Origin of the sequence: Streptococcus sp. 27098_8_91 (assembly GCF_041432385.1) — a bacterium.
Taxonomy (GTDB): Bacteria; Bacillota; Bacilli; order Lactobacillales; family Streptococcaceae; genus Streptococcus.
Genome location: NZ_JAPVZN010000002.1, coordinates 68,219 through 93,665, shown reverse-complemented (window position 1 = coordinate 93,665; position 25,447 = coordinate 68,219). Strand labels below are relative to the sequence as shown.

Below are 25,447 nucleotides of genomic sequence, written 5' to 3'. Positions count from 1 at the left end.
TCTTTCTATCGGTGGTTAACAGCTTTCATAACACGCGCAATATCGCGATCTTGCTCACGTCGTTTGATAGACTCACGTTTATCGTAATCGTGTTTCCCTTTTGCAAGTCCTAAAAGTAACTTGGCATAGCCATCTTTGATATAAACTTTAAGAGGAACCAAGGTCATCCCTGTCCCTTTGGTTTCTTGCTCTAATTTCTGGATTTGTTTCTTATGGAGCAGGAGTTTACGACGACGTTCGGGTTCCTGATTCCAGATATTTCCTTCTTCATAGGGTGCAATATGCACATTGCTCAGCCAAACTTCCCCATTTTTCACTTGGGCAAACCCATCCTTCAGATTGATGCGGGCTGCTCGAACACTCTTGATTTCAGTTCCTGTCAGGACCATTCCTGCTTCTAGCGTATCTACGATTGTATAGTCGTGGTGCGCCTTTTTATTTTGCGCGACGACCTTTCCCTCGCCCTTTGCCATGCTTGGCTCCTTTCTTTGCTACTTCTTTGTAAAAAGGTTTCTTGCTTTTTTTCTTTTTGTCTTTTGGAGAATGCTTGCGCTTATCACCTAAGCGACCAGATTTTCTCTTGTCTTCTTTCTTATCGGAACGACGACCTCTATCCTTACGGCCAGACGGTTTCAACCCCTTCTCAATGACATCAAATTCGCTTGGAATAAAGCTGAAATCAATCTCGCCAGTCATCTTATCGGCTCTTTCGACACGAATGCGTATCTGTTGTCCCACACGGAAGGTTGTCCCTGATTTCTCCCCACGAAGAGTCAAATCACGTTCATTGAAATGGTAAAACTCAGGTAGATTTGTAATGTGAATCAAGCCTTCAACTGTATTTGGCAATTCAACAAAAAGACCAAATTTAACAATACTTGATACTACGGCATCATACTCTTCGCCCACAAATGCTTCCATGTACTCAGCTTTTTTCATAGCCTCGACTTCGCGCTCTGCCTCAATAGCTCTGCGCTCACGATTTGAAGACTGGGTGGCAATCTCTGGAATGACCTGTTCAAAATGTTCTGCTATTTCCTTGGAACGTCCATAGTCACGAATCATTCGGTGAACCAAGAGGTCCGGATAACGGCGAATCGGACTGGTAAAGTGAGTGTAATAGTCCGCAGCTAGTCCATAATGACCGTGATTACGCTCAGAATAACGAGCCTGCTGCATGGAACGTAGAAGCATCATGGACAACACATCCGAATATGGCTCACCTTCAACAGCACTCATGATGTCTTGAAGGGCTTCCTGGCTAATCTCACTGGCAGTCCCATAGATTCGCAAGCCAAAACTAGAGGCGTAATCAATAAACTTCTGAACTTTTTCAGCTTTAGGTTCCTCATGGATACGATAGATAAAAGGTAAATCAAGCTTGCTAAAATGCTCAGCAACTGTTTCATTTGCAATCAGCATAAAGGACTCAATCATACGTTCTGCAGTACCACGATGACGAAGAACAATATCTACTGGTTTCCCTTGCTTGTCAACCAAGATTTTAGCTTCATTGGTATCAAAATTGAGAGCTCCACGCTTAATCCGCATACTTTCAAGAATTTCATGGAGCTTAGCCATGAGTTCAATGCTAGGAACAATTTTCTTATACTCTTGTCTCTTCTCCTCGTCACCAGCTAAAATGTCATTTACATCACTATAGGTCATACGGAAACTTGTCTTGATAACTGTCTGCGTAATGGTGTAATTACGAACCCGACCATTTTTGTCAATTTCCATGATAGCTGATTGGGTCAAACGATCTACTTGAGGATTAAGAGAACAGATGCCATTTGAAAGGCGTTCTGGTAGCATTGGAACTACACGATCTGTCACATAGACAGAAGTCGCACGATTAAGGGCTTCCTTATCAAGAGCAGAACCTTCCTTTACATAATAAGAAACATCCGCGATATGAACTCCAAGTTCAAAATTTCCATTCTTCAAGGGCTTGATGTGAACTGCGTCGTCCAAGTCCTTAGCATCTGCTCCATCTATGGTAAATGTAATTTCATCTCTCAGGTCCAGACGGCCTTCCAGGTCTTTTTGGGATGGAGCATCAGGTACACTTTCCGCTTCTTTAAGAACAGCCTCTGGAAATTCTGAGACAATATCCATAGACTCTAGGACTTCAAGAACATCAATCCCTGCATCTGTTGAATGTCCCACAACATCTAAAACACTCGCCACAAAGAAATCGTGTTTCTTACTTGGGTACTTATCGATAAAGACCTTGAGAACTTCTGTGCCTTCCAATTGAATAGCTGGTTTTTTAACGTAGATCGGTTGACTAATTTTTTGATTTTTTGAACGGATATAGCCCGCATACTTGGGCTTTTCCTCATCAAGAACGATTTGCCCAACAACTGTCGTTAGACTGTGCTCTAGGATGTCGATAATCTTTGCTTCTGCGGCGGTTCCTTTGTTACGGTCAGCAACTTTCTTAATGACAACTTCAACAGTATCGCCATCAATGGCATAGTTAACATCACTTTTCCCAACAAAAAGATCGTCTTCTTCGCCTTCAAGACTTACAAAACCAAAGCCATTTTTATGGGCATGAAAAGTTCCTTTAAGAGTAATCTCGTGTTTCTTCTTTTGGTTCAAGGTGAGACTACCATCTTCTTCAAAGCGAATTTGGTGCTTTCTCTCCATCAGTGAAAGAGTTTTGATTAACTCACGGAAGTCCTTGGAACCATCCTTTCCAAGAACTTGAGCCAAGTCATTGACTGTGACTCGCCCCTTCTCTTGTAAATATTCTTTTATTTTATCTTTCATGTTTACTTTCTAGATTTATAATATTTTCTTTTTGGTGTAAAACCTTATTTCTTTTAAAAATAAAAATAGGCAAAGACCTAGTCCCGCCCATTATTTTCTTATCTACTTGATAATACCGTCAATGCTAAGGCAATGGCTAGCCAGAAAAAGACTAAAATTCCTGTCAAACGTTGCATCACAGCTTCAAAACCGCGCGCTTTGCTACGTTCAAACAAATCACCTGCACTGGCATCAAATACATTGCTAGATTGGTTTTTAGTTGGTTGCATGAAAATTGCAATCACAATCACAACAGATAATACTAATAGAATGGTTAATAATAGGTTATACATATCAAACTCCTTAAAATCCCTATTATTCTACCATAATTTCTACTTAGATTCAAGATGTAGAGTCACTTTTCTTTCTTTAGGGCAATACTTTAAGACCTCAATCTTGTCTGGATGGGTTTTGGAGTTCTTACTGGTTAGATAATTGATGCTACCACAAGAGGAGCATTTGAGATTGATTTTTACTCGCACTAGATTTCCTTCACTTTTAATAATGTTTTAAATTGGATAAGGTTAAATAAACAACTGATAGCTACACAAAGAGCTGTTGCATAAAATACTGAGTGATAGCCAAATTGTCCCGCTACTGCTGATCCTGCTAAGGGACCTATCACTCCTCCTAGATAAAAAAAGACTTGATTAAAGGCAAATACCCTTGAAATGCCAACTTTAGGGGTCATTTTGCTTAGAAGAGCATTGACACCAGGTATCAGAGCTCCCGTCCCCAAACCAAATAGAAAACGATAGAAGCCTAATTGGAATGGGCTAGTCGCATTTGCACATAATAGATATATGAAAACTGAATATACCTGAGCTACGACAAGTAGTCGATGATTGCCCACTTTATCACCTAATTTACCCATGATGCCTGCGCTCATCATACTTGAAAATCCCATGCTGGATACAATCAAACCAGAGACAAAGAGAAGATTCTCTTTCTGTCCCAAATCTCGTACATAGAGGGCAAGGATGGGACCAATAGATTGGGCAGCAAATTGAATCACAAAGCTAGTTAGAAATAGATTTATCAGGAGAAAAGGGTATTTAACAGAAGTAAAGAGCTCTTTTGTAGGCAGTGCTTTTTCTTTTGGCACTGGTTGAAAGTTTTCTTTGATAAAAAGAATGGTTAAGATAGCTGCCAAAAACAGGAAACTACCAACCAATAAAAAGACATTTCGAATTCCAAAAATTTCGGCAATGAAACCACCTACAAATGGACCGGTCAAAGTTCCAGCGACAACACCAGTTGATAAAGTCCCTAGAGCGTATCCCGACCTATCTTTGGGAACTTGACTTGCAATTAAAGCTGTCGCATTGGGTACAAATCCTGTAAAAACTCCATTAAGAAACCGTAAGAACAAGAGCCAGAAAACATTTGGAACAAAGGCCAGACCACCCATAGTAATAGTCATGGCTAGCCCTGCACGAATCATCATGGGTTTTCGACCATACTTGTCTGCTAAGATACCCCAAATTGGTGATACGATGGCTGCAGAAATGGCTGAGACTGATATAGCTAAACCTGAATAAAAGGCAACTTGATCCCCTTCAATTCCTAACTGTTCGACAAAAATAGGCATGAAAGGAACAACGAGAGAAATGCTGGCTCCTGTTAAAAAGCAACCAAACCAAGCAATACGAAGATTATCCTTCCAACTAATCTCTTGCATGGGCATCACCTCCTTCAAGTAAGGTCACTACTTGACTCAAAAGCTGCTCTCGAATGCCATTATTGTCTAATACATAAGTAGCAAATTTCTTCTTTTCTTCTAAAGGCCACTGTGAAGCTAAACGAGTTTCAGCTGACTCTTTGGATAACTGATCACGGTTCATTAAGCGATCCAGCTGGGTATCTCGCCTTACATAAACTAGCCAAGTTTCATCGAACCATGAAGCATAGTCCTGTTCAAAAAGCAATGGAATATCCATGAAAAACACGTCCTCAGTCTGAGATAACTTGTCTCTCAAAGAGCCCAATTCTTCACGGATGATTTGTCCTTGAGTTTCTTTAGACCATTCTCTCTCCTCAGAATTAGAAAAGATAAGACTGGCGAGTAATGGACGATTCAGTTCCCCATCTTCTAGAAGGATTTTTTCACCGAAATGCTCTACTAAAATCTGAAAAAGTCGTCCACCAGGTTTTTGAAGTTGGTGGACAAGAGCATCCGCATCTACCACTTCAAACCCTTTTTGTCTTAGAAAATTTGTGACGGTGGACTTCCCGGATGCAATACCACCAGTGATTCCAATAATTTTTCCCATCACTTTCTCCTTTGACATTTTGGGCAAAAATGGGTTCCACGACCACCGAGTTGAATTTTTTCGATAATGGATCTACAACGTGAACAAGCTTGTCCAGCTTTATCATAGACCTGATGAAAATCTTGCATGGTCCCATCTTCACCAAATGCATTGGTATAGGTGCGAATGGTTGAACCGCCTTTCTCAACAGCCTGCCCCAAGACTTCAATGGTTTGATCATGAATAGCTGTTGCTTCTGCTCTTGTCAAATTTTTTGAAGGTCTAGAAGGATGAACTTTCGCTTTCCAGAGAACTTCATCCACGTAGATATTTCCCAATCCAGCAACCAAAGTCTGATCGAGAAGATGCGATTTGATCGTTTTTTTAGATTTCTTCAAGGCACCTATAAAAATCTCTAAGTCAAAATCCTGTTCAGTAGGTTCTGGTCCAAGCTTTTTAGATATAAAGTAAGCATCTAAGAGTTCAGGAACAAGCAATTCCATGGTGCCAAACTTGCGGACATCCTCGTAGACTAGAGTGCCTCCATCTTCAAAATGAATCAAAACATGGGCATGCTTACGTTCAGGGACTTGACCTGGATAATAAAAATACTTGCCTTCCATCCTTAGATGAGAAATCAAGACCTTGTCTGTCAGGAAGAAAAGTAAATACTTGCCACGGCGCCCCATCGATTGAATTTCTTGACCAGGCACTTCCTTTTGAAATTGATCCAAATCTGTCTTAATCATTTTAGGATATCGAATGTCAAGACTAGCAATCTTCTTCCCTAGAATCAGTTTTTCAAGACCTCGTCGAACCGTTTCAACTTCAGGTAATTCAGGCATAACTCCTCCTTCTCTAAAAACAAGAAGCAGGCTACTGCCCACCTCTTTTTTAATTTAAATACTACATAAATATACATTCTTTGGATTGGTATTTAATTAGTGTAAATATTTACAAGATTGACCATTTTTTCCCAACATTCTATTAAATTCCTCGAAATCAATCTTAGCTTTACTTCCAATTTTAAGAGATGGAGCATTAGAATAAAAAATATCAAAATGATATAATGGATGAATATCTCCATCTTGACGTTTTGCATCTTCGTCAAATCGAATATATGCAGGTTCAAATACTAATAAATCTAAAAAGATATCCAGCACCTCATTAATAAGATTATCAGAAGTTATCATATCTAAGTCAGTCTTCACTATATCTTCAATCTTTAAATGAGTTTCCATTGAGATACCATACTTCGCTTTTTGATAGTCCAACACACCTTCATCTAGCAACATTTGCAAAATCTGTATATGTACAGAATATATTTCAAACTCATTTGAAGTTGACTGAAGACTAATTCGATAATTTTCTTCATCACACTTGATATTGAATGGGTATTGTAAACTAAAATGTCTCCATTCACTTGTTTCTAAATTGTTCTCAGTGAACATTAAACGTTTCGTATTTTTATCATAATTTAGCTGTCCCACTCTATCCTTCTCATCTATAGGGTAAGGATTAACTAATAAAAATTTGCTAATAAATAACACTAAATTGATTAGTTTAACCCGATTTTTTAAATTAATTCTCGAAACGTAATCCTTTACATGTTGATTATAATATATTTCCATCTCAATATCCGTTATTTTTTAAACCTTCAAAAAAATCATCATCTATTCTTCGGTTCGCAATTATAATGTTTTCCATTACTTCCTTATCTAATGATTTATCAATAAAATGCGCAGATAAAATTTGATCATATTTTATATATTGATATTGTGGGATACCTAATTTACTATATAGTTCATCTTTCATCTCTTCATAGCTTTGATAAGATGCTGACTCAACTTTTAATTGTTCTTCTGATAAAATTTCTTCTGGTGTTGGTTTTATAACTTTCAAACAATTATTTTGAATAATAAAATCTCTCGCATCTTTCCAAATTTTATATAATTCAGAATTTATATCAGAGATAATCAAATATGAGCTTATGAATGATCTTGTAAGTGACATATAAATTGTATTACGAACATCTTTACTTTTTGTTACCGAAGAGTTTGTAATACAAATTATAAAAGGGAATTCTAATCCTTTTACATTATTTCTATTACTAACAAATAGTGTATTTTTAATCTTCTCTTTAAAATCATAACCTCTTATTATTTTCCAATTTAATTCTTTCAGAATGATATATTCCAACTCATCTATGTATCCATAAGTAGATTTATTGCTATCCATAAAGACGACACCAATATCATCTGGTGTAACTGTAGGATGATGCTCTATAATCTCTTTAATAGTGTTAACAATTTGAATAACACACCCGTCTTTCTGAGTAAATAATTTTAAAGATAGTGGATTATATTCTTCGTCAATATCATCGTTATTGAATCTCCTTATTTTTTCTCTTGATAAGGTATACTCATCCTCTTTTGTAACAATATTATAACCACATGCTTTCCAATCATCATCATCAAGCCAATTTACAACTGGTCTTTCATAAAGTCCTAAACCTATAGCTTGTGCAAACATTAGTGTTCTTGGATCAGTACGATAAACTTTATTTAGTAAAAAATCTGGTGTTTTGTTACTGATATCCCTTTGAAAGATATTTTGAAAAATATCACCAGCAACATATACTGTCTTAGCAGTTATAAGTTCACACAATTCAACAAAAGATTTACCAAAATCTTGACTTTCATCAATTAACACAAAATCAAATATAGGATTAATATTTTCTAAAGATTTTAAATCATTAATTGCTTGTCTACAAACATCCTCGAAACTACCATACCTTAATCCATGAAATGGAATTTCATATTCAGAACAAATTTGAGAATAAAAACCTGAATATTTATCTCTAGCCGATCCCCAACTATGACTCACAAACAATCTACTATTCCACTCAATTTGCTCATCAACCTTCATAAATGTAAAAAAGTCAGGAATTCGTTGATTTAAATTATTAGCTAAAACCTTATTGTAACACGTAAAAGCTATTTTGTATTTATTGGGATGCGTGTACAATTCTTTTAATTTATGTAAAAGAAGTTCAGTTTTTCCTGTACCTGCTAAGCCTTGTATATATACTGTTTTTTTTTTAATATCTTCAAAAATAAAGCGAGTCTGTTCACCATCAAAAAGTACAATTTTTTGTTTAACTTTATCTAATAAAGTATCAGGTTCTTCTAAATTTATTTCATCAATTTGATTTATGCTACCAGTTAATAATGAAATGAGCAACTCAGATATTCTTTTTTCTTTGGAATTACTTAACCTAAATTGTTCAATGTCATCTATAAAACTGTTAATTTCAAATCTTTGATCTATGACTTGAATTTGTTGATCTTTCCATTTTCTCGGCCTACCTAATTTTTTAATGTATTCATATTTATCAGATAAAAATCCTAAATCAGCTATGAAATCATCTTTAAAATCATAAAAATCTTCATTATCTTCCCCTTTATTTACAATAAATATTTTATATTCTGGTATTAAGATAATAAAGGCATCATCATAATCGTATTCTGCATCACTCTTTATCAAGGGTTTTTTTATGATATATACTTGCTTCTCTAACTTTTTAGCAAATTCACTAAATTTTTCAATAGATTCTTTAGACAAATCTACATCTACTATACTTAAATTATCATAAATCATTATTATTACTAACTTCTTTCTATTATCTAATAAATAACTCCTTTAGAGAATAAATACAAAAACTTAACTGTGAAAGGTTTAATATTCTTTTTCGTTATAGCCAAAGTCAGCCAAATCTAGCTTCTTATCTCGCCAGTTTTTCTTAACCTTGACCCAAGTTTCTAGGAAAACCTTGTCCCCTAGCATAAGCTCGATATCACGACGGGCCATAGTCCCAATCTTCTTGAGCATAGCACCACCTTTACCGATGACAATCCCTTTTTGGCTGTCACGCTCCACCATGATGGTTGCTCGGATATGAACTTTATCAGTTTCCTCATCTCGTTTCATAGAGTCCACCACTACTGCAACTGAGTGTGGAATTTCTTCACGAGTTAAGTGTAAGACCTTTTCACGAATCATCTCAGAAACCAAGAAACGCTCTGGATGGTCTGTGATTTGATCGGCTGGGAAATATTGGAAACCTTCCTCAAGATTTTCACTGAGAATATCGACTAGACGAGAAACGTTATTTCCCTGAAGTGCTGAAATCGGAACAATTTCCTTAAAGTCCATTTGATTACGGAAGTCATCGATTTGAGCCAAAAGTTGATCAGGGTGTACCTTATCAATTTTGTTGACCACCAAAATTACAGGAACCTTAGCAGCCTTGAGTCGTTCGATAATCATGTCATCACCCTTACCACGCGCCTCATCTGCTGGCACCATGAAAAGTACGGTGTCCACTTCACGAAGGGTGCTATAGGCAGACTCTACCATAAAATCTCCGAGCGCTGTCTTAGGCTTGTGAATTCCAGGAGTATCGATAAAGACGATTTGCTCCTTATCAGTGGTGTAAATCCCCATGATTTTATTGCGCGTTGTCTGCGCCTTATCACTCATGATGGCGATTTTTTGCCCCATAACGTGATTCAAAAAAGTTGACTTCCCTACATTTGGACGTCCTAAAATGGCTACAAAGCCTGATTTAAATGTCATAATTTCCTCTTACTGTTTAAAATAATAAATCCCAAATTCGTGGGAGAAAGATAAGTGCACCTGTCAAAGCGGCAAAAAGTGAGACCACAAGCACGGCACCAGCCGCCATGTCTTTAGCTTTTTTTGCCAACATAGAAAAGTGATAGTGACTAGCCAAATCTACTACATTTTCAATAGCTGAATTAATAATCTCAAAAGCTACTACCATGAAAATGCTCAAAAGTAGAAATAACCATTCGATTCGTGACACCTGAAAAACAAAACCTGCAAGAACAACTATTAGAGCTGTCACTGCATGCTTTCTCATATTACGTTCTTCCTTAATCGCAGTAAAAATCCCTGTAATGGCAAATTCTAAACTGGAGATTAGGTCACGATTTTTCCATTTTCGTTTATTGTCTTGTGAGTCCATAGGCTGTCAAAATTTCTTCTTGTAAACCGAACATCTCCGCTTCTTCCTCGGGAGTGTAGTGATCATAGCCGTTAATGTGTAAAAAGCCGTGCACTGCCAAGAAGCCCATTTCACGCTCAAAACTATGACCGTACTCCTCAGCTTGCTCATGTGCCTTATCAATGGAAATGAAAAGCTCACCGATATAAGCATCAAATTCTGACATCATATCTGCCAAGTCAGGATCATTTTCCAGATCTTCCTCATCAAAGGCAATCTCTAACTCCGGCTTATATTCAAGACTGATGACATCTGTTGGACGATCGGTATCACGAAACTCTAGATTGAGTTCATGGCTTCGTTCGTTGGTCACAAATGTGACCGCCATTTCCTTGTCTTCTTTTCCAATTTTTTTTGCAGCAAATTCTAAAATTTCCTGTGTTTGTTCTAAAATTTCTTTTGAAACTTGTCCAGTTTCATCTACCATTTCAATATACATGTGCTTCTCGATTCTCTTTACTTGGCTTTATTATATCACATTTCTATGATTTTATTCTACCTTTTTGATATAATACTATGGAATACATTCACGAGGAGAGAACCATGTCATTTGATGGATTTTTTTTACACCACATGGTTGAGGAATTGCGGACTGAACTACTTAACGGACGCATTCAAAAAATTAATCAACCCTTTGACCAAGAATTGGTCCTGCAAATCCGTAGCAATCGTAAAAGTCATCGTTTGCTCCTGTCTGCCCATCCAGTTTTTGGACGCATCCAGTTAACAGAGTCCACCTTTGAAAACCCTGCTCAGCCATCTACTTTTATTATGGTATTGAGAAAGTACCTTCAAGGAGCAGTTATCGAGTCAATCGAACAAATTGAAAACGATCGTATCGTGGAAATCACGGTTTCCAATAAAAACGAGATTGGGGACCATATCCAGGCCACGCTTATTATCGAGATTATGGGCAAACATAGCAATATTCTCCTTGTAGATAAGTCTAGTCACAAAATCCTTGAAGTTATCAAGCATATCGGTTTCTCTCAAAATAGCTACCGTACCTTATTACCAGGTGCTACTTATATCGCTCCTCCAACTACAGAGGCGCTCAATCCTTTTATGGTCAAGGACGAAAAACTCTTTGAGATTCTACAAACCCAAGAATTAACTGCTAAAAACCTTCAAAACCTCTTTCAAGGTTTGGGAAGAGATACAGCAACCGAGTTAGAAAGACAACTGCTTAATAACAAACTATCTACTTTCCGGAACTTCTTTAGACAAGATACCAAACCTTGCCTAACAGATAAATCCTTTTCTTGTGTGCCTTTTTCTAGTAAAACAGCGGAGAATTTTGACAGTCTTTCACAATTACTTGATATCTATTATAAGGATAAAGCCGAACGTGACCGTGTGAAACAACAGGCTAGCGAACTCATTCGCCGTGTTGAAAACGAACTACAAAAAAATCGGCAAAAACTAAAGAAACAAGAAAAAGAACTTCTGGCTACTGAAAACGCAGAAGAATTTCGGCAAAAAGGAGAGTTACTAACCACTTTCCTTCATCAAGTTCCCAATGACCAAGATCAGGTCATTTTGGACAACTACTACAACAATCAACCTATCACGATTGCACTTGATAAAGCTTTAACACCAAACCAAAATGCTCAACGTTACTTCAAGCGTTATCAGAAATTAAAAGAAGCTGTTAAATACTTGACTGATCTGATTGAAGAAACCAAGGCAACCATTCTCTATCTAGAAAGTGTCGAAACTGTCCTCAATCAAGCCGGACTCGATGAAATTGCTGAAATTAGAGAAGAATTAATCCAAACAGGTTTTATCCGTCGAAGACAAAGGGAAAAAATCCAGAAACGACAGAAACCAGAGCAGTATCTAGCTAGTGATGGAAAAACGATCATCTACGTGGGGCGCAATAACCTACAAAACGAGGAATTGACCTTTAAAATGGCCCGTAAAGAAGAACTCTGGTTCCACGCTAAGGATATCCCTGGAAGTCATGTTGTTATCTCAGGCAATCTCAATCCGACTGATGAGGTAAAAACAGACGCTGCAGAACTTGCAGCCTACTTCTCTAAGGGACGTCTCTCAAATCTCGTTCAGGTAGATATGATTGAAGTTAAAAAACTCAACAAACCAACTGGTGGAAAACCTGGTTTTGTCACCTATACTGGACAAAAGACCCTCCGTGTTACACCCGACCCTGAAAAAATTCAGTCCATGAAAATCAAATAAAGTCTTGTATACTTGTGGGCTGTTACTGCTATAGACTCAATTAAAAATGGGAGGTGCGTTCAATGCTACGACATATCAAATCTATTTTAACCATTATATTCGGAGCTGCCATTTATGCCTTCGGACTCACGTATTTTGTTGTGCCCCACCACTTATTCGAGGGTGGAGCAACAGGAATCACCTTGATTACCTATTATCTCTTTAACATCCCTATCTCCGTGATGAACCTCATCATCAATATCCCATTATTCATTCTAGCCTGGAAAATATTTGGTGCAAAGACCCTATACAGTAGCCTGCTTGGTACTATTTCCTTATCCATTTGGTTAGCAATCTTTGAAAAGATTCCTCTCAGCTTTAATCTTGAGGGAGATCTGGTCATCGTTGCTTTAGTTGCGGGTGTTCTTTTGGGACTTGGTCTAGGTATTATCTTCAATGCTGGTGGTACCACTGGTGGAACAGATATCGTCGCTCGAATTCTCAACAAGTACACCAATATCTCCGTTGGAAAATTACTCTTTGCACTAGACTTCCTTATCCTAATGCTCATTTTAATTATCTTCCAAGACCTTCGTCTCGTAACTTATACACTTTTATTTGACTTCATCGTCTCTAGAGTTATCGACTTGATTGGTGAAGGTGGATATGCTGGTAAAGGATTTATGATCATCACCCAAAAGCCTATGGAGTTAGCTGATAAAATCAATGAAGAGCTCGGTAGAGGTGTCACCTTCATTTCTGGGCAAGGCTACTACAGTCAAAAAGATTTAAAAATTATTTACTGTATTGTAGCAAGAAATGAAATGATTAAGATGAAAGAAATGATACATACCGTGGATCCGATGGCCTTTATTACCATCACTGAAGCACACGAAATTTTAGGAGAAGGGTTCACCTTCGTAAAAGAAGAAACTTCATAACATCTAAATATTAAAAATAGTAACTTCGACTCTGAAGTTACTTTTTTTTTGATGATAAAAACGGAAGAATTAAATCTTCCGTTTCACAAATCATTATTTTTCAGCTGTCAATGCTGCCATAGTGATGTAGTTGTATGGTTTATTGAAGTGTGGCAAGAAGAATAGGTCTGTCAAGGCCAATTTTTCAATTGTAACATGTTCTTGGATAGCCAATGAGAACATGTGAATTCCCATACTGATTGCTGAATCACGTGATACCATTTGAGCACCAAGGATTTCACGGCTATCTTTATCAAAGACAATCTTGATTGCTACTTCATAGTTGTCATGTTTCATGAATTCTGGTTTTTGAAGATCGTTGAAGCCTGTTTCAACAGCATTGTAGCCTGCAGCTTTAGCTTTTTCAAGAGTCAAACCAGTTGAAACCATGTGAAGACCATAGATAGAGATACCGTTTGATCCTTGAACACCGATTCCTTCAAGTTCATGTCCACAAGCATTGTATGCACCAACGATACCAGTACGTACAGCGTTTGATGCAAGAGCGATGTAGCTAGTGTCTTTACGAGCGTTGTCATAAACAGTCGCACAGTCACCAACAGCGAATACACCTGGAAGTGAAGTTTCTTGTTTTTTGTTAACAAGGAAGGCACCGTTGCGGAAAAGTTCAATCTTGCCATCAGCAAGAGCTGTGTTAGGACGGAAACCAACTGCAAGAACAACCATGTCAACATCGAATGTTTCTTTGTCAGTGATCAAGCGTTCAACTTTACCGTCGCCTTCGATAGCTTTAACAGTTTGTCCAAGCGCCAAGCGGATGTTGTGGTCTTCCAAGTTTTTAGCCATCAATTGCGTGAAGTCTTTATCGTAGTATCCGTTCAAGACTGTATCTACGATGTCAACAAGGACAACTTCTTTTCCAAGACGTTCGAATGCTTCAGCAAGCTCAACACCGATGTATCCACCACCGACAACAGCGATACGCTCAAGATGTTTGCTCTTGTCAGCAAGTTTATTGATAACTTCTTCAGCGTTTTGGTACAATTTAACGAATTGTACATTTTCAAGAGTTGCTTTGAATTCGCGGTTCCCCTTAACAATTTCAACACCTTCGATTGGTGGCAAGATTGGAGTTGAACCTGTAGCAAAGATCAATTTTTCGTATGATTCTTTGTGTTCTTTTCCATCAACTTCAGCAGTTACAACTTTGTTATCATAGTCAATTGAAAGAACTGGTGAGTTCATGTAAACTTTAGCACCTTTTGCTTCCAATTTTTCTTTATCTGAGTAGAAGAGACCTTCTGGACCATCGATTTGCTCACCAATCCAAAGAGCCATTCCACATCCTAGGAATGAAATGTTTGAGTTTTGGTCAAAAACAACGATTTCATTTTCATTTCCAAAATTGTCCAACATAGTGTTGATACAAGCAGTTCCAGCGTGGTTAGCACCCACGACTACGATTTTACTCATAAGATAATTCCTACCTTTAATTTTTTATTTACCTTCCTAGTATATCATTTTCTGTGAGCGTTTACAAGCTTTTTACTCATTTTCACTTATTTTTGAAAAGATCGAAAACGTATATTAACTTATTTCCAGCGTTTTCAAATTTTATTTTAAGGGAATTTAGTTTTTTGAGCATATTTCTTGACTTTTTGTAAAAAATGATTTGTGAAAACGCTGACTTTATGATATTCTATTTACATGGGAATAAAATATAAATCTTTACATCACTTTCATGATAGGATTTACAACTATTTCCAATTGACTTGAAAGGAGTTGGTTTTTTGCCTCTTAGTTCATCTTCTCAACGACTAATGGGAACTACGATTACCATTTCCTTAGTACATGATCAGGCTGATAGTCTGCTCAGGCAAGCTTTTGATTTGCTTAGGGAGCTTGAATTTCGCTTCAATGCCAACAGTTCTGAATCGGAATTGATGGAAATCAACCATCGAGCTGGAATTGCTCCAGTCAAGGTTCATCCTGATTTATTTGAACTGATTTCCTTTGGTTTAGACCATAGTCTAGCACCTGGAAGTCATCTCAATATTAGTATCGGCCCCTTGGTTCAAACTTGGCGTATTGGTTTTTCCGATGCGAAAGTTGCTAGTCCTGAAGAAATTGCTTCCGTTTTACCATTGATAGACCCTCGCTTGATCAAGCTTGATTCAATTGATTCTACTGTTTTTTTAGAAAAAAAAGGGATGAAAATTGACTTAGGTTGTTTAGCAAAAGGTTATAGCGCAGATAAGGTTGCAACTTTTCTAAAAGAAAAGGGTGTCACTTCTGCTCTTATCAATCTTGGAGGAAACATCCTCACAATTGGGACCAACCAATCAAAAGATGGACGTCCGTGGCAAATCGGCATTCAAGATCCAAATAATCCACGCGGTAATCACCTGATGACCTTGTCTATTACTGGAAAATCAGTTGTTACATCTGGTATTTATGAACGGCATCTTGAAATCAATGGCAAGGATTATCATCACATTCTCGATAGTGAAACAGGCTATCCTATTGAAACGGATTTAGCTAGTTTGACCATTATATCAAATCGATCTGTCGACGGCGAGATATGGACTACACGATTGTTTGGCCAACGTAGCGCATCAATCATGTGGCAAGTCGAAAATATTGATGGTATCGAAGCCATCCTCATTGACAAAGATGGACGCATCGCTTGTTCATCTGGTATCCAACGGTAATTAATTAATAATGCAAAAGAGAAAGGAAAGCCCATGCTTAAACTTATTGCTATTGTAGGAACCAACTCTAAACGTTCCACAAACCGCCAACTGCTACAATATATGCAAAAACACTTTGCTGATAAAGCAGAAATCGAATTGGTCGAAATTAAAGATCTTCCAGTTTTCAACAAACCAGCCGACAAACAAATCCCGGCTGAGGCTATAGAAATCGTAGCTAAAATCGAAGCAGCTGATGGTGTTATTATCGGTACTCCAGAATACGACCACTCAATTCCAGCTGTACTTATGAGCGCCCTTGCTTGGATTTCTTACGGAGTATTCCCACTTTTGAATAAACCAGTCATGATTACTGGTGCTTCATATGGTACTCTTGGTTCTTCACGTGCTCAATTGCAACTTCGTCAAATTTTGAATGCGCCAGAGATTAAAGCGACAGTTCTACCTGACGAATTCTTGCTTTCTCATTCTCTTCAAGCATTTGATAAGAATGGTGACTTGGTAGATCTTGATGTTATTAATAAATTAGATGCCATCTTTGATGACTTCCGTATCTTTGTCAAGATTACTGAAAAATTGCGTAGCGCGCAAGAATTGCTTCGCAAAGATGCAGAAGAATTTGACTGGGAAAACTTGTAAGATAGGAGACAAAATAGAATGAAATTTGTTGGACTTGTTGGATCAAACTACGATCAATCATATAACCGCAAACTCTTGGAATTCATCCGTCGTAACTTCAAACTAAAATTTGAATTAGAAGTTCTTGAAATTGATGAAGTTCCAATGTTTAATCAAGATGAAAAATGGGATGAAAGCTTCCAATTACGTCTTCTTTACAACAAAATCACTCGTGCTGATGGTGTCATTATTGCTACTCCAGAGCACAACCACACTATTTCTGCTTCACTTAAGTCAGTCCTTGAATGGCTTTCATACGAAGTTCATCCATTTGAAAACAAACCAGTTATGATTGTGGGTGCTTCATACTACGATCAAGGAACTTCACGTGCTCAAGTTCACCTTCGTAAAATTCTTGATGCACCAGGAGTAAATGCCTACACATTACCAGGTAATGAATTCCTTCTTGGAAAAGCTAAAGAAGCTTTTGATGCTAACGGAGATATTATTAACGAAGGAACTGTTAAATTCCTTGAAACTTGCTTAGATAACTTTGTCAAATACGTGGGAGTCGTTTCTAAATTGAAAAAACCAAAACCAATTGAACCAGAAGACTTGGATTGTGGAAAACCAATCGCTACAACTATTACAGAAGTTGACCCTGATGATCCAGAATGGGTAGAAAAAGTTGCAGAAATTACAGGTGCTGTATCTGGGGATACATACGTTAAACTTGACCATGGTATCCTTACAGTTAACCAAATTGATATGTTCTTGAAAGCTATGCCATTTGAATTGACATATGCTGACGATAACAACCAATTCCTCTACTACAACAATGCTCACCAAGATCCTGATACAATGTTTGCAAAACGTGTACCATCTCAATCTGGTAGCCGTATGTCAACAGTTCATGGATCACTTCCACCTGCACGTATGAAAAACGTTGAGTGGGTTATTGGAACTCTTAGAAACGGTAACCAAGAATACGTACGTACAATTGTTCCAGGTTCACCTGCTGGTGTTATCAACACTCACAACTACCAAGCAATGTACTATCCTGATGGTTCATATGCTGGTATCAATGAAATTGTCTTTAACTTTCAACCATGGCTTGACTGGTACTTGAAAGAAACAGGTCAACGCTTGGTAGGAGGAAGCGGTCCGTTTGCTCCTGCTGGAGGCCACGGTGACGCAGATGCTACTTCTGGTGCTTCTGACTCAGCTGACGGAGGCCATGGAGATGCAGACGCTACTTCTGGTGCAAGTAACTAATACTCAATGAAAATCAAAGAGCAAACTAGGAAGATAGCCGCAGGTTGCTCAAAGTACTGCTTTGAGGTTGTAGATAGAACTGACGAAGTCAGTAACATATATACGGCAAGGTGAAGCTGACGTGGTTTGAATTTGATTTTCGATGAGTATAAAATTTAATACTAAAGGAACCTCTTTAGGTTCCTTTTTTTAAAACAAAAACTCGGTTAGATTTTACTAACCGAGTTTTCTATATCTCAAAATTATGAATTTGGATCGTCAAGACTACGACCATGCAAGCCTTTTTCACGTTGTACCTGACGAAGTTTCTCAGGAGTCACATCATTTCCATCTTCATCTACGATTTTGATTCCTTCAATGTGATGACGAACTGAACGACGATAGCCTTCGATATATTCCTCACGAAGTTTAGCTTGTTCTACTTTTTCTTCTGCAGTCAAGCCTTCTGTTTTTTTCTTTTTCGCAAGCTCATTAATACGAGCGATTTTTTCTGGTGTCATATTTGGACCTCCAATCTACTTTTTAATTTCTATTTTGTATTAAGAAGATTAAAAGCAGCGACTGTTTTCGCTTTATTCACAAGTTCAGTTAGAATAGCTAGACGATTATTCTTAACATCAACATCCTCTGCCATAACCATAGTATTGTCAAAGAATGCATCAATAACAGGACTAAGAGCAAATAACTGCGTTAATTTATCACTAGCTGAACCTTTCAATTCTAGATTTTCTACTGCTTGAGCTAGTTCTTTTTCCTGTTCATTTTCAAAGAGACTAGTATCAACTTTGACTGAACCTTCTGCTTTTTCCGCTAGGTTAAAAGCACGAGATAAGGATTCAACAGCTGGTTTGTAGTCACTATTTAGAGATGCTTCTTTCAGTGCTTCTGCTGCTTCAATCATATCTGCAACAACAAAGTTTGAACTTGCAAGAACAGCCTCTTTAATATCTTTTGCAGTAGACCCCATCATCTTATCAACACGAGCTTTGATGAAGTTAAGCACTTCTTCTTGATTATCGTAAGTTAGACTATCAAATGATAAAGCATAAAGGCTAGCAATCAATTCGTCCATTGGAATATTCCAGCCGAAGTCTTCCAAGATACGGACAATCCCTTGTGTTGCACGACGAAGAGCATAAGGGTCATTTGAACCAGATGGAATCAAGCCAACAGAGAAGAAGGACAAAAGAGTATCCAATTTATCAGCTAGTGCAAGGATAGCTCCGACTTTAGACTCAGGAAGAGCACCATCTGCAGAATCTGGAAGGTAGTGTTCACGGATAGCTTGTGCCACTGTAGCATTCTCACCTGCAAGAAGAGCATATTTCTCACCCATGATCCCTTGAAGCTCATCAAATTCACCAACCATACCAGTCAAGAGGTCAAACTTATAAATAGCTGCAGCACGAGCAAGGTCAACAGTTTCATCTACCGATAAACCTGCTTTTTCCGCCAAAAGGATAGCAATTTGTCCGGTACGAATCATGTGTTCACGTAATGAACCAATCTTTTCATGGAAGGTTACGTGTGATAATTTAGCTACAAGATCTTCAATCTTCAATTTTTGGTCTTCACGCCAGAAAAATTCACCATCTTCAAGACGCGCAACTAAGACTTTCTCATTTCCTCGGATGACATTATCCAAATATTCTGCATTTCCGTTACGAACAGAAATAAAGTTTGGTTTTAGATTTCCATCAAGGTCACGTACTACAAAGTAGCGTTGATGAGTTTCCATTGAAGTGACCAAAACTTCTTCTGGAACCTCTAAGTACTTAGGATCAAAATTCCCCATGAAGGCAGTTGGGTATTCAACCAAATTCAAAACTTCATTCAAGAGTCCTTCATCAATTTGTACCTGTACACCTTCTGCAGCTTCAATAGCCTTAATTTGCTCACGAATCATATTTTCGCGTTCAGTGCTATCTGCAATAACATAAACTTTGCGCAGGTCTTCTTCATAGCTGTCAGCATGCTGAATTTCTACTTCGTGACCAAGGAAACGATGTCCACGGCTAACTCTTCCTGAATGAATATCTAAGAAATCCATATCGAGTGCCACATCATCCAAAAGAACTGTCAACGTATGGACTGGACGGATATATTCAAAGGTATTGTTTGCCCAGTGCATACTTACTGGGAAGCTTAAGCTAGCCAATACTTCTGGAATTCCAGTCAAAACTTCCTCAGCTGGTTTTCCAGCTTCATGCTTAGTTACGTAGACATATTCTTCACCTTTGATTTCACGGAATTCGATATCATCTACCGTCAAGCCTTTACCACGGACAAAGCCTTGCGCTGCTTTAGAAAAGTTTCCTTCTGCATCCAAAGCAATTTTTTTAGAAGGTCCTTTAAAATCTTCAGTCAAATCCGTTTGTTGGTCTGCCAAGCCAAGTACGCGAACAGCCAAACGACGTGGAGTTGAAAAAGTTTGAATTCCTTCGTATGAAAGGCGGTTTTCATTCAAGAAGGCTGCCATTTTTTCACCTAGTTGTTTTTCACTTGGTGTGACAACGTAGGCTGGTAACTCTTCGAGTCCTAGTTCTACTAATAAATTTTTTGCCATGTTTTTTCCTTTACAAAATTTCTTCTTTTTGATAGGCAACTTAGGTACTGGGGACGTTGCTAACTAACTTTGTAAGTCTATGGGGAAATCTTCTGTCTTCTTGACAAAGATTTCCCCACAGTCTCATCAAAGTGGATTTAGGCAACTGATTTTTGAACCTAAAGTTTCAAAAATCCTCAGATATCAGTACGGCGGTGCCTATCCCTTTAGCAAGTCTTCGACTTGCCTCTCAGTGCCATACGGGCTCACTTTGTTCGCCCTTTTTCTATTCTTGTAACTATTTTTATTATTCCTCTTCTGCTAGGAGTTGAGCGCGTGTGGCTTCGTCAAGAAGTGGGTAACCAAGTTTCTTACGTTCTGCGACAAAGGTTTTGGCTACAACACGGGCTAAGTTACGGATACGAGCGATATAACCAGCACGTTCTGTAACGGATACTGCTCCACGAGCATCAAGCAAGTTGAAGGTATGTGAACATTTCAAAACGTAGTCATAGGCTGGGTGTACAAGTCCCAATTCCAAAGCACGTCCTGCTTCTTTTTCGAATTTCTCAAAGTTTTCAAGAAGCATATCTTGATCAGAAACTTCAAAGCTGTATTTTGAGTGTTCGTATTCTGGTTGAAGGAAGATTTCACCGTATTTAACACCAGGAGCCCACTCGATATCGTAAACTGAGTCTACTTCCTGAATATAAGAAGCTAAACGCTCTAAACCATAAGTAACTTCAGCTGTAACAGGACCAGTTGCCAAGCCACCGACTTGTTGGAAGTAAGTGAATTGAGTGATTTCCATACCGTCAAGCCAAACTTCCCAACCAAGACCTGCAGATCCAGTTGATGGGTTTTCCCAGTTATCTTCAACGAAGCGAATATCATGTTCCAAAGGATTGATACCCAATTTTTCCAATGACTCAAGGTAGAGTTCTTGAATGTTTGATGGTGATGGTTTCATAACCACTTGGAATTGATGGTGTTGGTAAAGACGGTTTGGATTTTCCCCGTAACGACCGTCTGCTGGACGACGTGATGGCTCAACATAAGCTGCATTCCATGGCTCAGGACCGATAGCACGAAGGAAAGTGTAAGGACTCATAGTTCCCGCACCTTTTTCATTATCATAAGCCTGCATCAGCATACAACCCTGATCATTCCAGTATTGTTGCAAAGTCAAGATAATCTCTTGAAAGGTTAGTTTTTTAGACATTATTTACTCCTTTTTCTATAATTTCTTGCGACTTAGAATACAAAAAGAACCGTGTCTTTGCTCCTAAGTCAAGTGACCTAGGGGCGTCAGAAACGCGGTTCCACCCTAATTTATTACTTCATTATTTTTTAAAATTTACCAAAAGCGCCACACTCATCTCTCAATCACCTGACTCTCACTATCACAGGCTCGCTTGGGATTTACTGATAAGATATTCTTTCTTGTTGTCTATTATATCAAAAAGGAATGAAAAAGTAAAATTATTTTATCATCACTCTTGTATTTTTCTCGGTATTAAATCTTAGAGATCTTTGCAATTCTTTAGAATATTAAAAATAGCATTATTCAATAATATTCCTAAAACTAAAAATACAAACTTCAATGACACATTTTTATAAGAAGGGCTGATAAAAAATACAAGATAATTGCTTTTAGACGATATGATCTTCTACTTTCTAGAAGCATTTCTAAATACTTCTTCCTTATTGAAAAACGATGATTAAATTGGTAAAAGAGGTAGCTAAGGAATTGATGTCTAAAAAGTCAAATCCACTAATATACTGGATTGCATAAAAGAGCAGTAAAATATCGATTTTTTCAGTATTTCCAGTACAGAGGGAAATATTTCTCTTTCTTGCGACTGAAAAATTACTTACAGAATAGACAACAATCGGAAATTTATCTTTTGCTATCGTTTTTTTCAATAACAAAATTTCTTCATCCCTTGTATGCATATGATAAGCTCCATTTTCTTGAACGATTTTAATTCTATTCATCCAGTTTTCTTCATATACCGATTTTGACTGAAGGGCCAGTCTTAATGATTTCTGCAAAAAGTTTTTAACTTAGAGTTTTTCTAGTTTAAACATTTATCATTAGCAAAACTAAACCTTCCAAAAGAAGTTCTGTTCACTCACCATAACTTTAGAGACTTGAATATCTTGGTATACAATGTCAATTAACATACTTGATAAAGTAATTGTAGCTTGTATCATATTATTTTTCGCTTCAATAAGTCTAATGTCATGTACAGTGTGAGACATGAGATTTTCAAAAGGAATATCTTTCATATTGAAATTTCTTGTGCCAGTTTCACTTTCAAAACATGTCCAACCCGCGTCCGTCTCATAGTTAACCTTAAAACAACGATAGAAGACTATCTCCCAGCAATACTGATCCGATTTACCATTTTCAACTTCAATATAGAGTCTACATTCATCTCCAAAAAATGAAGCTCTAAAATCTAATGCATAGGCGTCCCAGTAGTTCGTCCCCTTAATCTCTTCCTCTAGCTTTAAAATATCCACAAGTCCCTCCCCTTCAATTTTTTTAATTATAATCTAATTAAAAATGCATACATCTATAGAATAAACGAGAAACGCTTGCTAAATCATTACATTTCTAGTTTGTTCATCGTGTAATGTTACTGCCCTTTTATAGTCTTTTGAAAAAATTCTAGGCAAATGATTTCTAAAATGCTTTAGATTTTCCAATTGAGTTTTGACATAGAATTGACATCGATGGAGCCCCTCGTCATTATCTGCTACTTCCATATCCACTTCAATATTTAACTCTTCTCTTACATTAATAGGTGCAAAAGTGAAAACAAAATAACCACTTCCACCACCCCTATCATCTCCAAAAATGATCTTTCTTACTAGATTAGGATTTTCTATATAGTCATCCATGGTCAGTAATACCTTCGTCATCTCATCCTCAAAGAGATAGCATACTTGATAAATTGTTAGAAACTTTGTTTCACAAGTAAGCCTAACTTCGCAAAATTTTTCCGATTCATCGAACCACTCACTTCGTAGTACTATATTATCCAGTTTTTTCCCTCCTCTACACAATTACATATAACACATCACTCTATATTATAAAATTTAACAATAAAAATATGACCATAGATAGGTGATTTAGCGTTTAGCATTTAAACAAATAGTTTCCATGATAGTTTAATAAGTCAGATTTTATTTACGGCTGTATTCAAAATGATGACATTTCAAAAATCTACAAAATCAGTTTATTTTTTACACCTTAGAGTTATATGAAATAATAAAAATCGGTGTTTCAATAATTTTAATGGCTCATTGGATTTAAAAAATTTTTAGAAAATCCTTCTTCAGATACTTTTTACAACTACATTTTTACCTTCCTCGAGTGCAAATCTAAAACAAGTCAACATAACTTCAAATAAATCACTTCCTGAACTAGTTATGAAATATTGAGATAAATTTGTGATATGGGAAGCAATTTGATTACCCCAAGGAGGAGTGACTGACAAATCTTCAAAATCCCATATGATGTCGTGAGGTGGAAATTTTTTCAACTCTTCTTGAATAGATAACAACTCTGCTATTCCACTCTCAATATCTTCCAAAGGAATATCGCCAAAATAAAGTTTATTCATGATAACGGGATACTTACTTCCCCAGTCTTTATTCTCCAACTGAACATATATAGTCGAAAATAATGAATTAAAAAAGCTCCCTTCTCCTACTGTCCACCAATTATAACCTACCATTAAGCCTACAGACATAAAATCCACCTCCAAATTATTCTTAAATATTACTTCTACATCAACAGATGTCCTATTATTGTTAATAAAATCATCTGTTTACTGAAGATTAGCAAATGCTATCCCCTTTTTCTATCTATTATGCGCTATCTCTAGCAAATTGTCTTTCCAATGTTTATGGTCGAGATCAAACTTTTATACATCTGTGCTTTAATTGTAAATATCCTATTCAATCTTTAATTTCCTTTGATTTCCTAGGAGAGCATGTTTACAGATAAATAAGATTGTTGATTACTTTGGTCGTGTCTGACTAATTTATCTCTTAAACTTCCTCTAATATTTTCAACTGTAACCACTAGCATCGTACTAGTAATTTTAAAGATTAGATGGAATTTTTACTCGGATTTTAAAACTATCTGATATTCCTTTAAATCCCAAAAAGAAATATTGGCGAACATCAGTAAAAATAATAAAAACGGAGTTATTCCTAATATAATAAAAGAATCAACTTCATCTGTTACCACAATAGTATAAACACACCACAAGAGTAGAAATAAGAGGATGAAATAACCCATTATTTTACCAACTGCCATTTTCCAGTTAGCAGGCGACATTTTGACAAATACATAGGGGCGACCTTCATAGTCGAGTGAAAGTCTTTTTTTATGAGAATATTGAAATCTAAACCCCAACACGAAGAATAAGCTTATAAATAATAAACCGAATTTCGATACTGCTGCTACATTTGGAAGTTCAGGTAACAAATCCTTAACTAAATACCTCCTTAATAGTGTCGTACCGGAAATAATACATAAAGTTGCTCCTACAAACTGATATGGTTTTATATCAGAATAAGTTGAAGAAAGCAATGTCTTGTATTCTTCAGGCTCTATACAATAACATTTATGAGTTCTAAAAAAAGCAAACATTGGAAAGAAAAGCAATAAAATACTAGCATCACAATCCAATAAGTAGTACTTGCTATTCCATTCAAAAACACGATATCTTACATTTTTATACAAGCTATTTATAAGTACCAACTGCACTTTTACCTCCGTCCTAAGCGCTTTTTAGGATCAAATAATGAGGCAGTCCCATTATCTATTTTACTTCCCAGACAATCAAGTCCGTCATCAAGGCAAGCAATATTGTGATTATATTTTTACAATAGTTACCACATCATCTACATAGCCAAAACAAAATCTTATCGACTGATGTTTTTTAGAATTCCTATCTATCATTACTGAGCATAATCCCTACTTTTTTAGCCCAATAGAT

26 protein-coding genes are annotated in these 25,447 nt (G+C 37.1%); 5 read left to right on the top strand and 21 right to left on the bottom strand.

The annotated features are described in order from the left end of the window. Nucleotides 1-5: 5 nt before the first annotated feature. The 12 genes from smpB to ybeY all read right to left on the bottom strand — a co-directional run bounded on the left by smpB (nt 6) and on the right by ybeY (nt 10,597). Nucleotides 6-473 (bottom strand): SsrA-binding protein SmpB, encoded by a 468-nt coding sequence (smpB, locus tag O3611_RS02325; protein ID WP_001051741.1) that lies wholly within the window; start codon nt 471-473, stop codon nt 6-8. Next, the gene (gene rnr, locus O3611_RS02320; RefSeq protein ID WP_371607682.1) at nt 436-2,778 is read right to left on the bottom strand and encodes a ribonuclease R; all 2,343 of its coding nucleotides are present in this window, start codon (nt 2,776-2,778) and stop codon (nt 436-438) included. Before rnr ends, smpB begins: the two co-directional genes overlap by 38 nt. A gap of 98 nt (nt 2,779-2,876) precedes the next feature. Continuing rightward, nucleotides 2,877-3,110: a preprotein translocase subunit SecG gene (secG, locus tag O3611_RS02315; protein ID WP_000282514.1), complete on the bottom strand. Its 234-nt coding sequence runs from the start codon at nt 3,108-3,110 to the stop codon at nt 2,877-2,879. A gap of 39 nt (nt 3,111-3,149) precedes the next feature. Next, the gene (gene rpmG, locus O3611_RS02310) at nt 3,150-3,299 is read right to left on the bottom strand and encodes a 50S ribosomal protein L33 (protein ID WP_001809104.1); all 150 of its coding nucleotides are present in this window, start codon (nt 3,297-3,299) and stop codon (nt 3,150-3,152) included. Beyond that, nucleotides 3,299-4,498 carry a multidrug efflux MFS transporter gene (locus tag O3611_RS02305; protein WP_371607681.1) on the bottom strand — a complete coding sequence of 400 codons (1,200 nt, stop codon included), beginning with the start codon at nt 4,496-4,498 and terminating at the stop codon, nt 3,299-3,301. The genes rpmG and O3611_RS02305 overlap by 1 nt, the downstream gene beginning before the upstream one ends. Continuing rightward, a complete protein-coding gene (gene coaE / locus O3611_RS02300; RefSeq protein ID WP_371607680.1) occupies nt 4,485-5,090 on the bottom strand; it encodes a dephospho-CoA kinase in 606 nt (201 codons plus the stop codon). The genes O3611_RS02305 and coaE overlap by 14 nt, the downstream gene beginning before the upstream one ends. Next, nucleotides 5,090-5,914, bottom strand: a complete 825-nt coding sequence (gene mutM, locus O3611_RS02295; RefSeq protein ID WP_371607679.1) for a DNA-formamidopyrimidine glycosylase — start codon at nt 5,912-5,914, stop codon at nt 5,090-5,092. Before mutM ends, coaE begins: the two co-directional genes overlap by 1 nt. Before the next feature lie 96 nt (nt 5,915-6,010). Beyond that, nucleotides 6,011-6,700 carry a hypothetical protein gene (locus tag O3611_RS02290; protein WP_371607678.1) on the bottom strand — a complete coding sequence of 230 codons (690 nt, stop codon included), beginning with the start codon at nt 6,698-6,700 and terminating at the stop codon, nt 6,011-6,013. Between the two features lies 1 nt (nt 6,701). After that, nucleotides 6,702-8,729 (bottom strand): AAA family ATPase, encoded by a 2,028-nt coding sequence (locus O3611_RS02285; protein ID WP_371607677.1) that lies wholly within the window; start codon nt 8,727-8,729, stop codon nt 6,702-6,704. 78 nt (nt 8,730-8,807) lie between these two features. Beyond that, on the bottom strand, nt 8,808-9,707 hold the full coding sequence (gene era, locus O3611_RS02280) for a GTPase Era (RefSeq protein WP_223338886.1): 900 nt from the start codon (nt 9,705-9,707) through the stop codon (nt 8,808-8,810). Between the two features lie 16 nt (nt 9,708-9,723). Beyond that, nucleotides 9,724-10,119 (bottom strand): diacylglycerol kinase family protein, encoded by a 396-nt coding sequence (locus O3611_RS02275; RefSeq protein WP_000378151.1) that lies wholly within the window; start codon nt 10,117-10,119, stop codon nt 9,724-9,726. Beyond that, entirely contained in the window at nt 10,100-10,597 is a 498-nt protein-coding gene (gene ybeY, locus O3611_RS02270) for an rRNA maturation RNase YbeY (RefSeq protein WP_000275150.1), read from the bottom strand. Before ybeY ends, O3611_RS02275 begins: the two co-directional genes overlap by 20 nt. Before the next feature lie 104 nt (nt 10,598-10,701). Here ybeY and O3611_RS02265 point away from each other — a divergent pair, with 104 nt between their 5' ends. Next, nucleotides 10,702-12,357, top strand: coding sequence for an NFACT family protein (locus tag O3611_RS02265; protein ID WP_371607676.1), 1,656 nt, complete (start codon nt 10,702-10,704; stop codon nt 12,355-12,357). Between the two features lie 62 nt (nt 12,358-12,419). Continuing rightward, complete coding sequence (locus O3611_RS02260) at nt 12,420-13,277, top strand: YitT family protein (protein WP_371607675.1); 858 nt, start codon at nt 12,420-12,422, stop codon at nt 13,275-13,277. A 93-nt stretch (nt 13,278-13,370) separates the two neighbouring features. Here the strand turns inward: O3611_RS02260 and nox are convergent, their stop codons facing one another. Beyond that, the gene (gene nox / locus O3611_RS02255; RefSeq protein ID WP_153224735.1) at nt 13,371-14,750 is read right to left on the bottom strand and encodes a H2O-forming NADH oxidase; all 1,380 of its coding nucleotides are present in this window, start codon (nt 14,748-14,750) and stop codon (nt 13,371-13,373) included. 317 nt (nt 14,751-15,067) lie between these two features. On the opposite strand from nox, the gene O3611_RS02250 reads away from it, so the two are divergent. Genes O3611_RS02250 through O3611_RS02240 form a run of 3 tightly spaced genes read left to right on the top strand, consistent with a single transcriptional unit; the run spans nt 15,068 to nt 17,881 of the window. After that, nucleotides 15,068-15,988 carry an FAD:protein FMN transferase gene (locus tag O3611_RS02250; protein ID WP_371607674.1) on the top strand — a complete coding sequence of 307 codons (921 nt, stop codon included), beginning with the start codon at nt 15,068-15,070 and terminating at the stop codon, nt 15,986-15,988. Nucleotides 15,989-16,021: 33 nt separating this feature from the next. Further along, complete coding sequence (locus O3611_RS02245) at nt 16,022-16,627, top strand: NADPH-dependent FMN reductase (RefSeq protein WP_371607673.1); 606 nt, start codon at nt 16,022-16,024, stop codon at nt 16,625-16,627. Nucleotides 16,628-16,645: 18 nt separating this feature from the next. Then, entirely contained in the window at nt 16,646-17,881 is a 1,236-nt protein-coding gene (locus tag O3611_RS02240; RefSeq protein WP_371607672.1) for an NAD(P)H-dependent oxidoreductase, read from the top strand. A 242-nt stretch (nt 17,882-18,123) separates the two neighbouring features. Here O3611_RS02240 and O3611_RS02235 read toward each other — a convergent pair whose 3' ends face one another. The 8 genes from O3611_RS02235 to O3611_RS02200 form a co-directional block, all read right to left on the bottom strand. Continuing rightward, complete coding sequence (locus O3611_RS02235; protein WP_000187071.1) at nt 18,124-18,381, bottom strand: DUF896 family protein; 258 nt, start codon at nt 18,379-18,381, stop codon at nt 18,124-18,126. Nucleotides 18,382-18,410: 29 nt separating this feature from the next. Continuing rightward, complete coding sequence (gene glyS / locus O3611_RS02230; protein ID WP_371607671.1) at nt 18,411-20,447, bottom strand: glycine--tRNA ligase subunit beta; 2,037 nt, start codon at nt 20,445-20,447, stop codon at nt 18,411-18,413. 286 nt (nt 20,448-20,733) lie between these two features. Next, nucleotides 20,734-21,648 (bottom strand): glycine--tRNA ligase subunit alpha, encoded by a 915-nt coding sequence (gene glyQ, locus O3611_RS02225; protein WP_000038761.1) that lies wholly within the window; start codon nt 21,646-21,648, stop codon nt 20,734-20,736. A gap of 482 nt (nt 21,649-22,130) precedes the next feature. Further along, on the bottom strand, nt 22,131-22,424 hold the full coding sequence (locus O3611_RS02220; protein ID WP_315639248.1) for a hypothetical protein: 294 nt from the start codon (nt 22,422-22,424) through the stop codon (nt 22,131-22,133). A gap of 108 nt (nt 22,425-22,532) precedes the next feature. Further along, nucleotides 22,533-22,955 (bottom strand): hypothetical protein, encoded by a 423-nt coding sequence (locus tag O3611_RS02215; RefSeq protein ID WP_371607670.1) that lies wholly within the window; start codon nt 22,953-22,955, stop codon nt 22,533-22,535. 78 nt (nt 22,956-23,033) lie between these two features. After that, nucleotides 23,034-23,357, bottom strand: coding sequence for a hypothetical protein (locus tag O3611_RS02210; RefSeq protein WP_315639252.1), 324 nt, complete (start codon nt 23,355-23,357; stop codon nt 23,034-23,036). A 416-nt stretch (nt 23,358-23,773) separates the two neighbouring features. Next, nucleotides 23,774-24,190, bottom strand: a complete 417-nt coding sequence (locus O3611_RS02205) for an Imm70 family immunity protein (protein ID WP_371607669.1) — start codon at nt 24,188-24,190, stop codon at nt 23,774-23,776. Nucleotides 24,191-24,564: 374 nt separating this feature from the next. Further along, on the bottom strand, nt 24,565-25,215 hold the full coding sequence (locus O3611_RS02200; protein ID WP_371607668.1) for a DUF443 family protein: 651 nt from the start codon (nt 25,213-25,215) through the stop codon (nt 24,565-24,567). Nucleotides 25,216-25,447 lie beyond the last annotated feature (232 nt).

Coding starts and splice junctions, on each gene's coding strand:
- smpB (WP_001051741.1), bottom strand. CDS start 473: ATGGCAAAGGGCGAGGGAAAGGTCGTCGCGCAAAATAAAAAGGCGCAC.
- rnr (WP_371607682.1), bottom strand. CDS start 2,778: ATGAAAGATAAAATAAAAGAATATTTACAAGAGAAGGGGCGAGTCACA.
- secG (WP_000282514.1), bottom strand. CDS start 3,110: ATGTATAACCTATTATTAACCATTCTATTAGTATTATCTGTTGTGATT.
- O3611_RS02305 (WP_371607681.1), bottom strand. CDS start 4,498: ATGCAAGAGATTAGTTGGAAGGATAATCTTCGTATTGCTTGGTTTGGT.
- coaE (WP_371607680.1), bottom strand. CDS start 5,090: ATGGGAAAAATTATTGGAATCACTGGTGGTATTGCATCCGGGAAGTCC.
- mutM (WP_371607679.1), bottom strand. CDS start 5,914: ATGCCTGAATTACCTGAAGTTGAAACGGTTCGACGAGGTCTTGAAAAA.
- O3611_RS02290 (WP_371607678.1), bottom strand. CDS start 6,700: ATGGAAATATATTATAATCAACATGTAAAGGATTACGTTTCGAGAATT.
- O3611_RS02285 (WP_371607677.1), bottom strand. CDS start 8,729: ATGATTTATGATAATTTAAGTATAGTAGATGTAGATTTGTCTAAAGAA.
- era (WP_223338886.1), bottom strand. CDS start 9,707: ATGACATTTAAATCAGGCTTTGTAGCCATTTTAGGACGTCCAAATGTA.
- O3611_RS02275 (WP_000378151.1), bottom strand. CDS start 10,119: ATGGACTCACAAGACAATAAACGAAAATGGAAAAATCGTGACCTAATC.
- ybeY (WP_000275150.1), bottom strand. CDS start 10,597: ATGTATATTGAAATGGTAGATGAAACTGGACAAGTTTCAAAAGAAATT.
- O3611_RS02265 (WP_371607676.1), top strand. CDS start 10,702: ATGTCATTTGATGGATTTTTTTTACACCACATGGTTGAGGAATTGCGG.
- O3611_RS02260 (WP_371607675.1), top strand. CDS start 12,420: ATGCTACGACATATCAAATCTATTTTAACCATTATATTCGGAGCTGCC.
- nox (WP_153224735.1), bottom strand. CDS start 14,750: ATGAGTAAAATCGTAGTCGTGGGTGCTAACCACGCTGGAACTGCTTGT.
- O3611_RS02245 (WP_371607673.1), top strand. CDS start 16,022: ATGCTTAAACTTATTGCTATTGTAGGAACCAACTCTAAACGTTCCACA.
- O3611_RS02240 (WP_371607672.1), top strand. CDS start 16,646: ATGAAATTTGTTGGACTTGTTGGATCAAACTACGATCAATCATATAAC.
- O3611_RS02235 (WP_000187071.1), bottom strand. CDS start 18,381: ATGACACCAGAAAAAATCGCTCGTATTAATGAGCTTGCGAAAAAGAAA.
- glyS (WP_371607671.1), bottom strand. CDS start 20,447: ATGGCAAAAAATTTATTAGTAGAACTAGGACTCGAAGAGTTACCAGCC.
- glyQ (WP_000038761.1), bottom strand. CDS start 21,648: ATGTCTAAAAAACTAACCTTTCAAGAGATTATCTTGACTTTGCAACAA.
- O3611_RS02220 (WP_315639248.1), bottom strand. CDS start 22,424: ATGAATAGAATTAAAATCGTTCAAGAAAATGGAGCTTATCATATGCAT.
- O3611_RS02210 (WP_315639252.1), bottom strand. CDS start 23,357: ATGACGAAGGTATTACTGACCATGGATGACTATATAGAAAATCCTAAT.
- O3611_RS02205 (WP_371607669.1), bottom strand. CDS start 24,190: ATGTCTGTAGGCTTAATGGTAGGTTATAATTGGTGGACAGTAGGAGAA.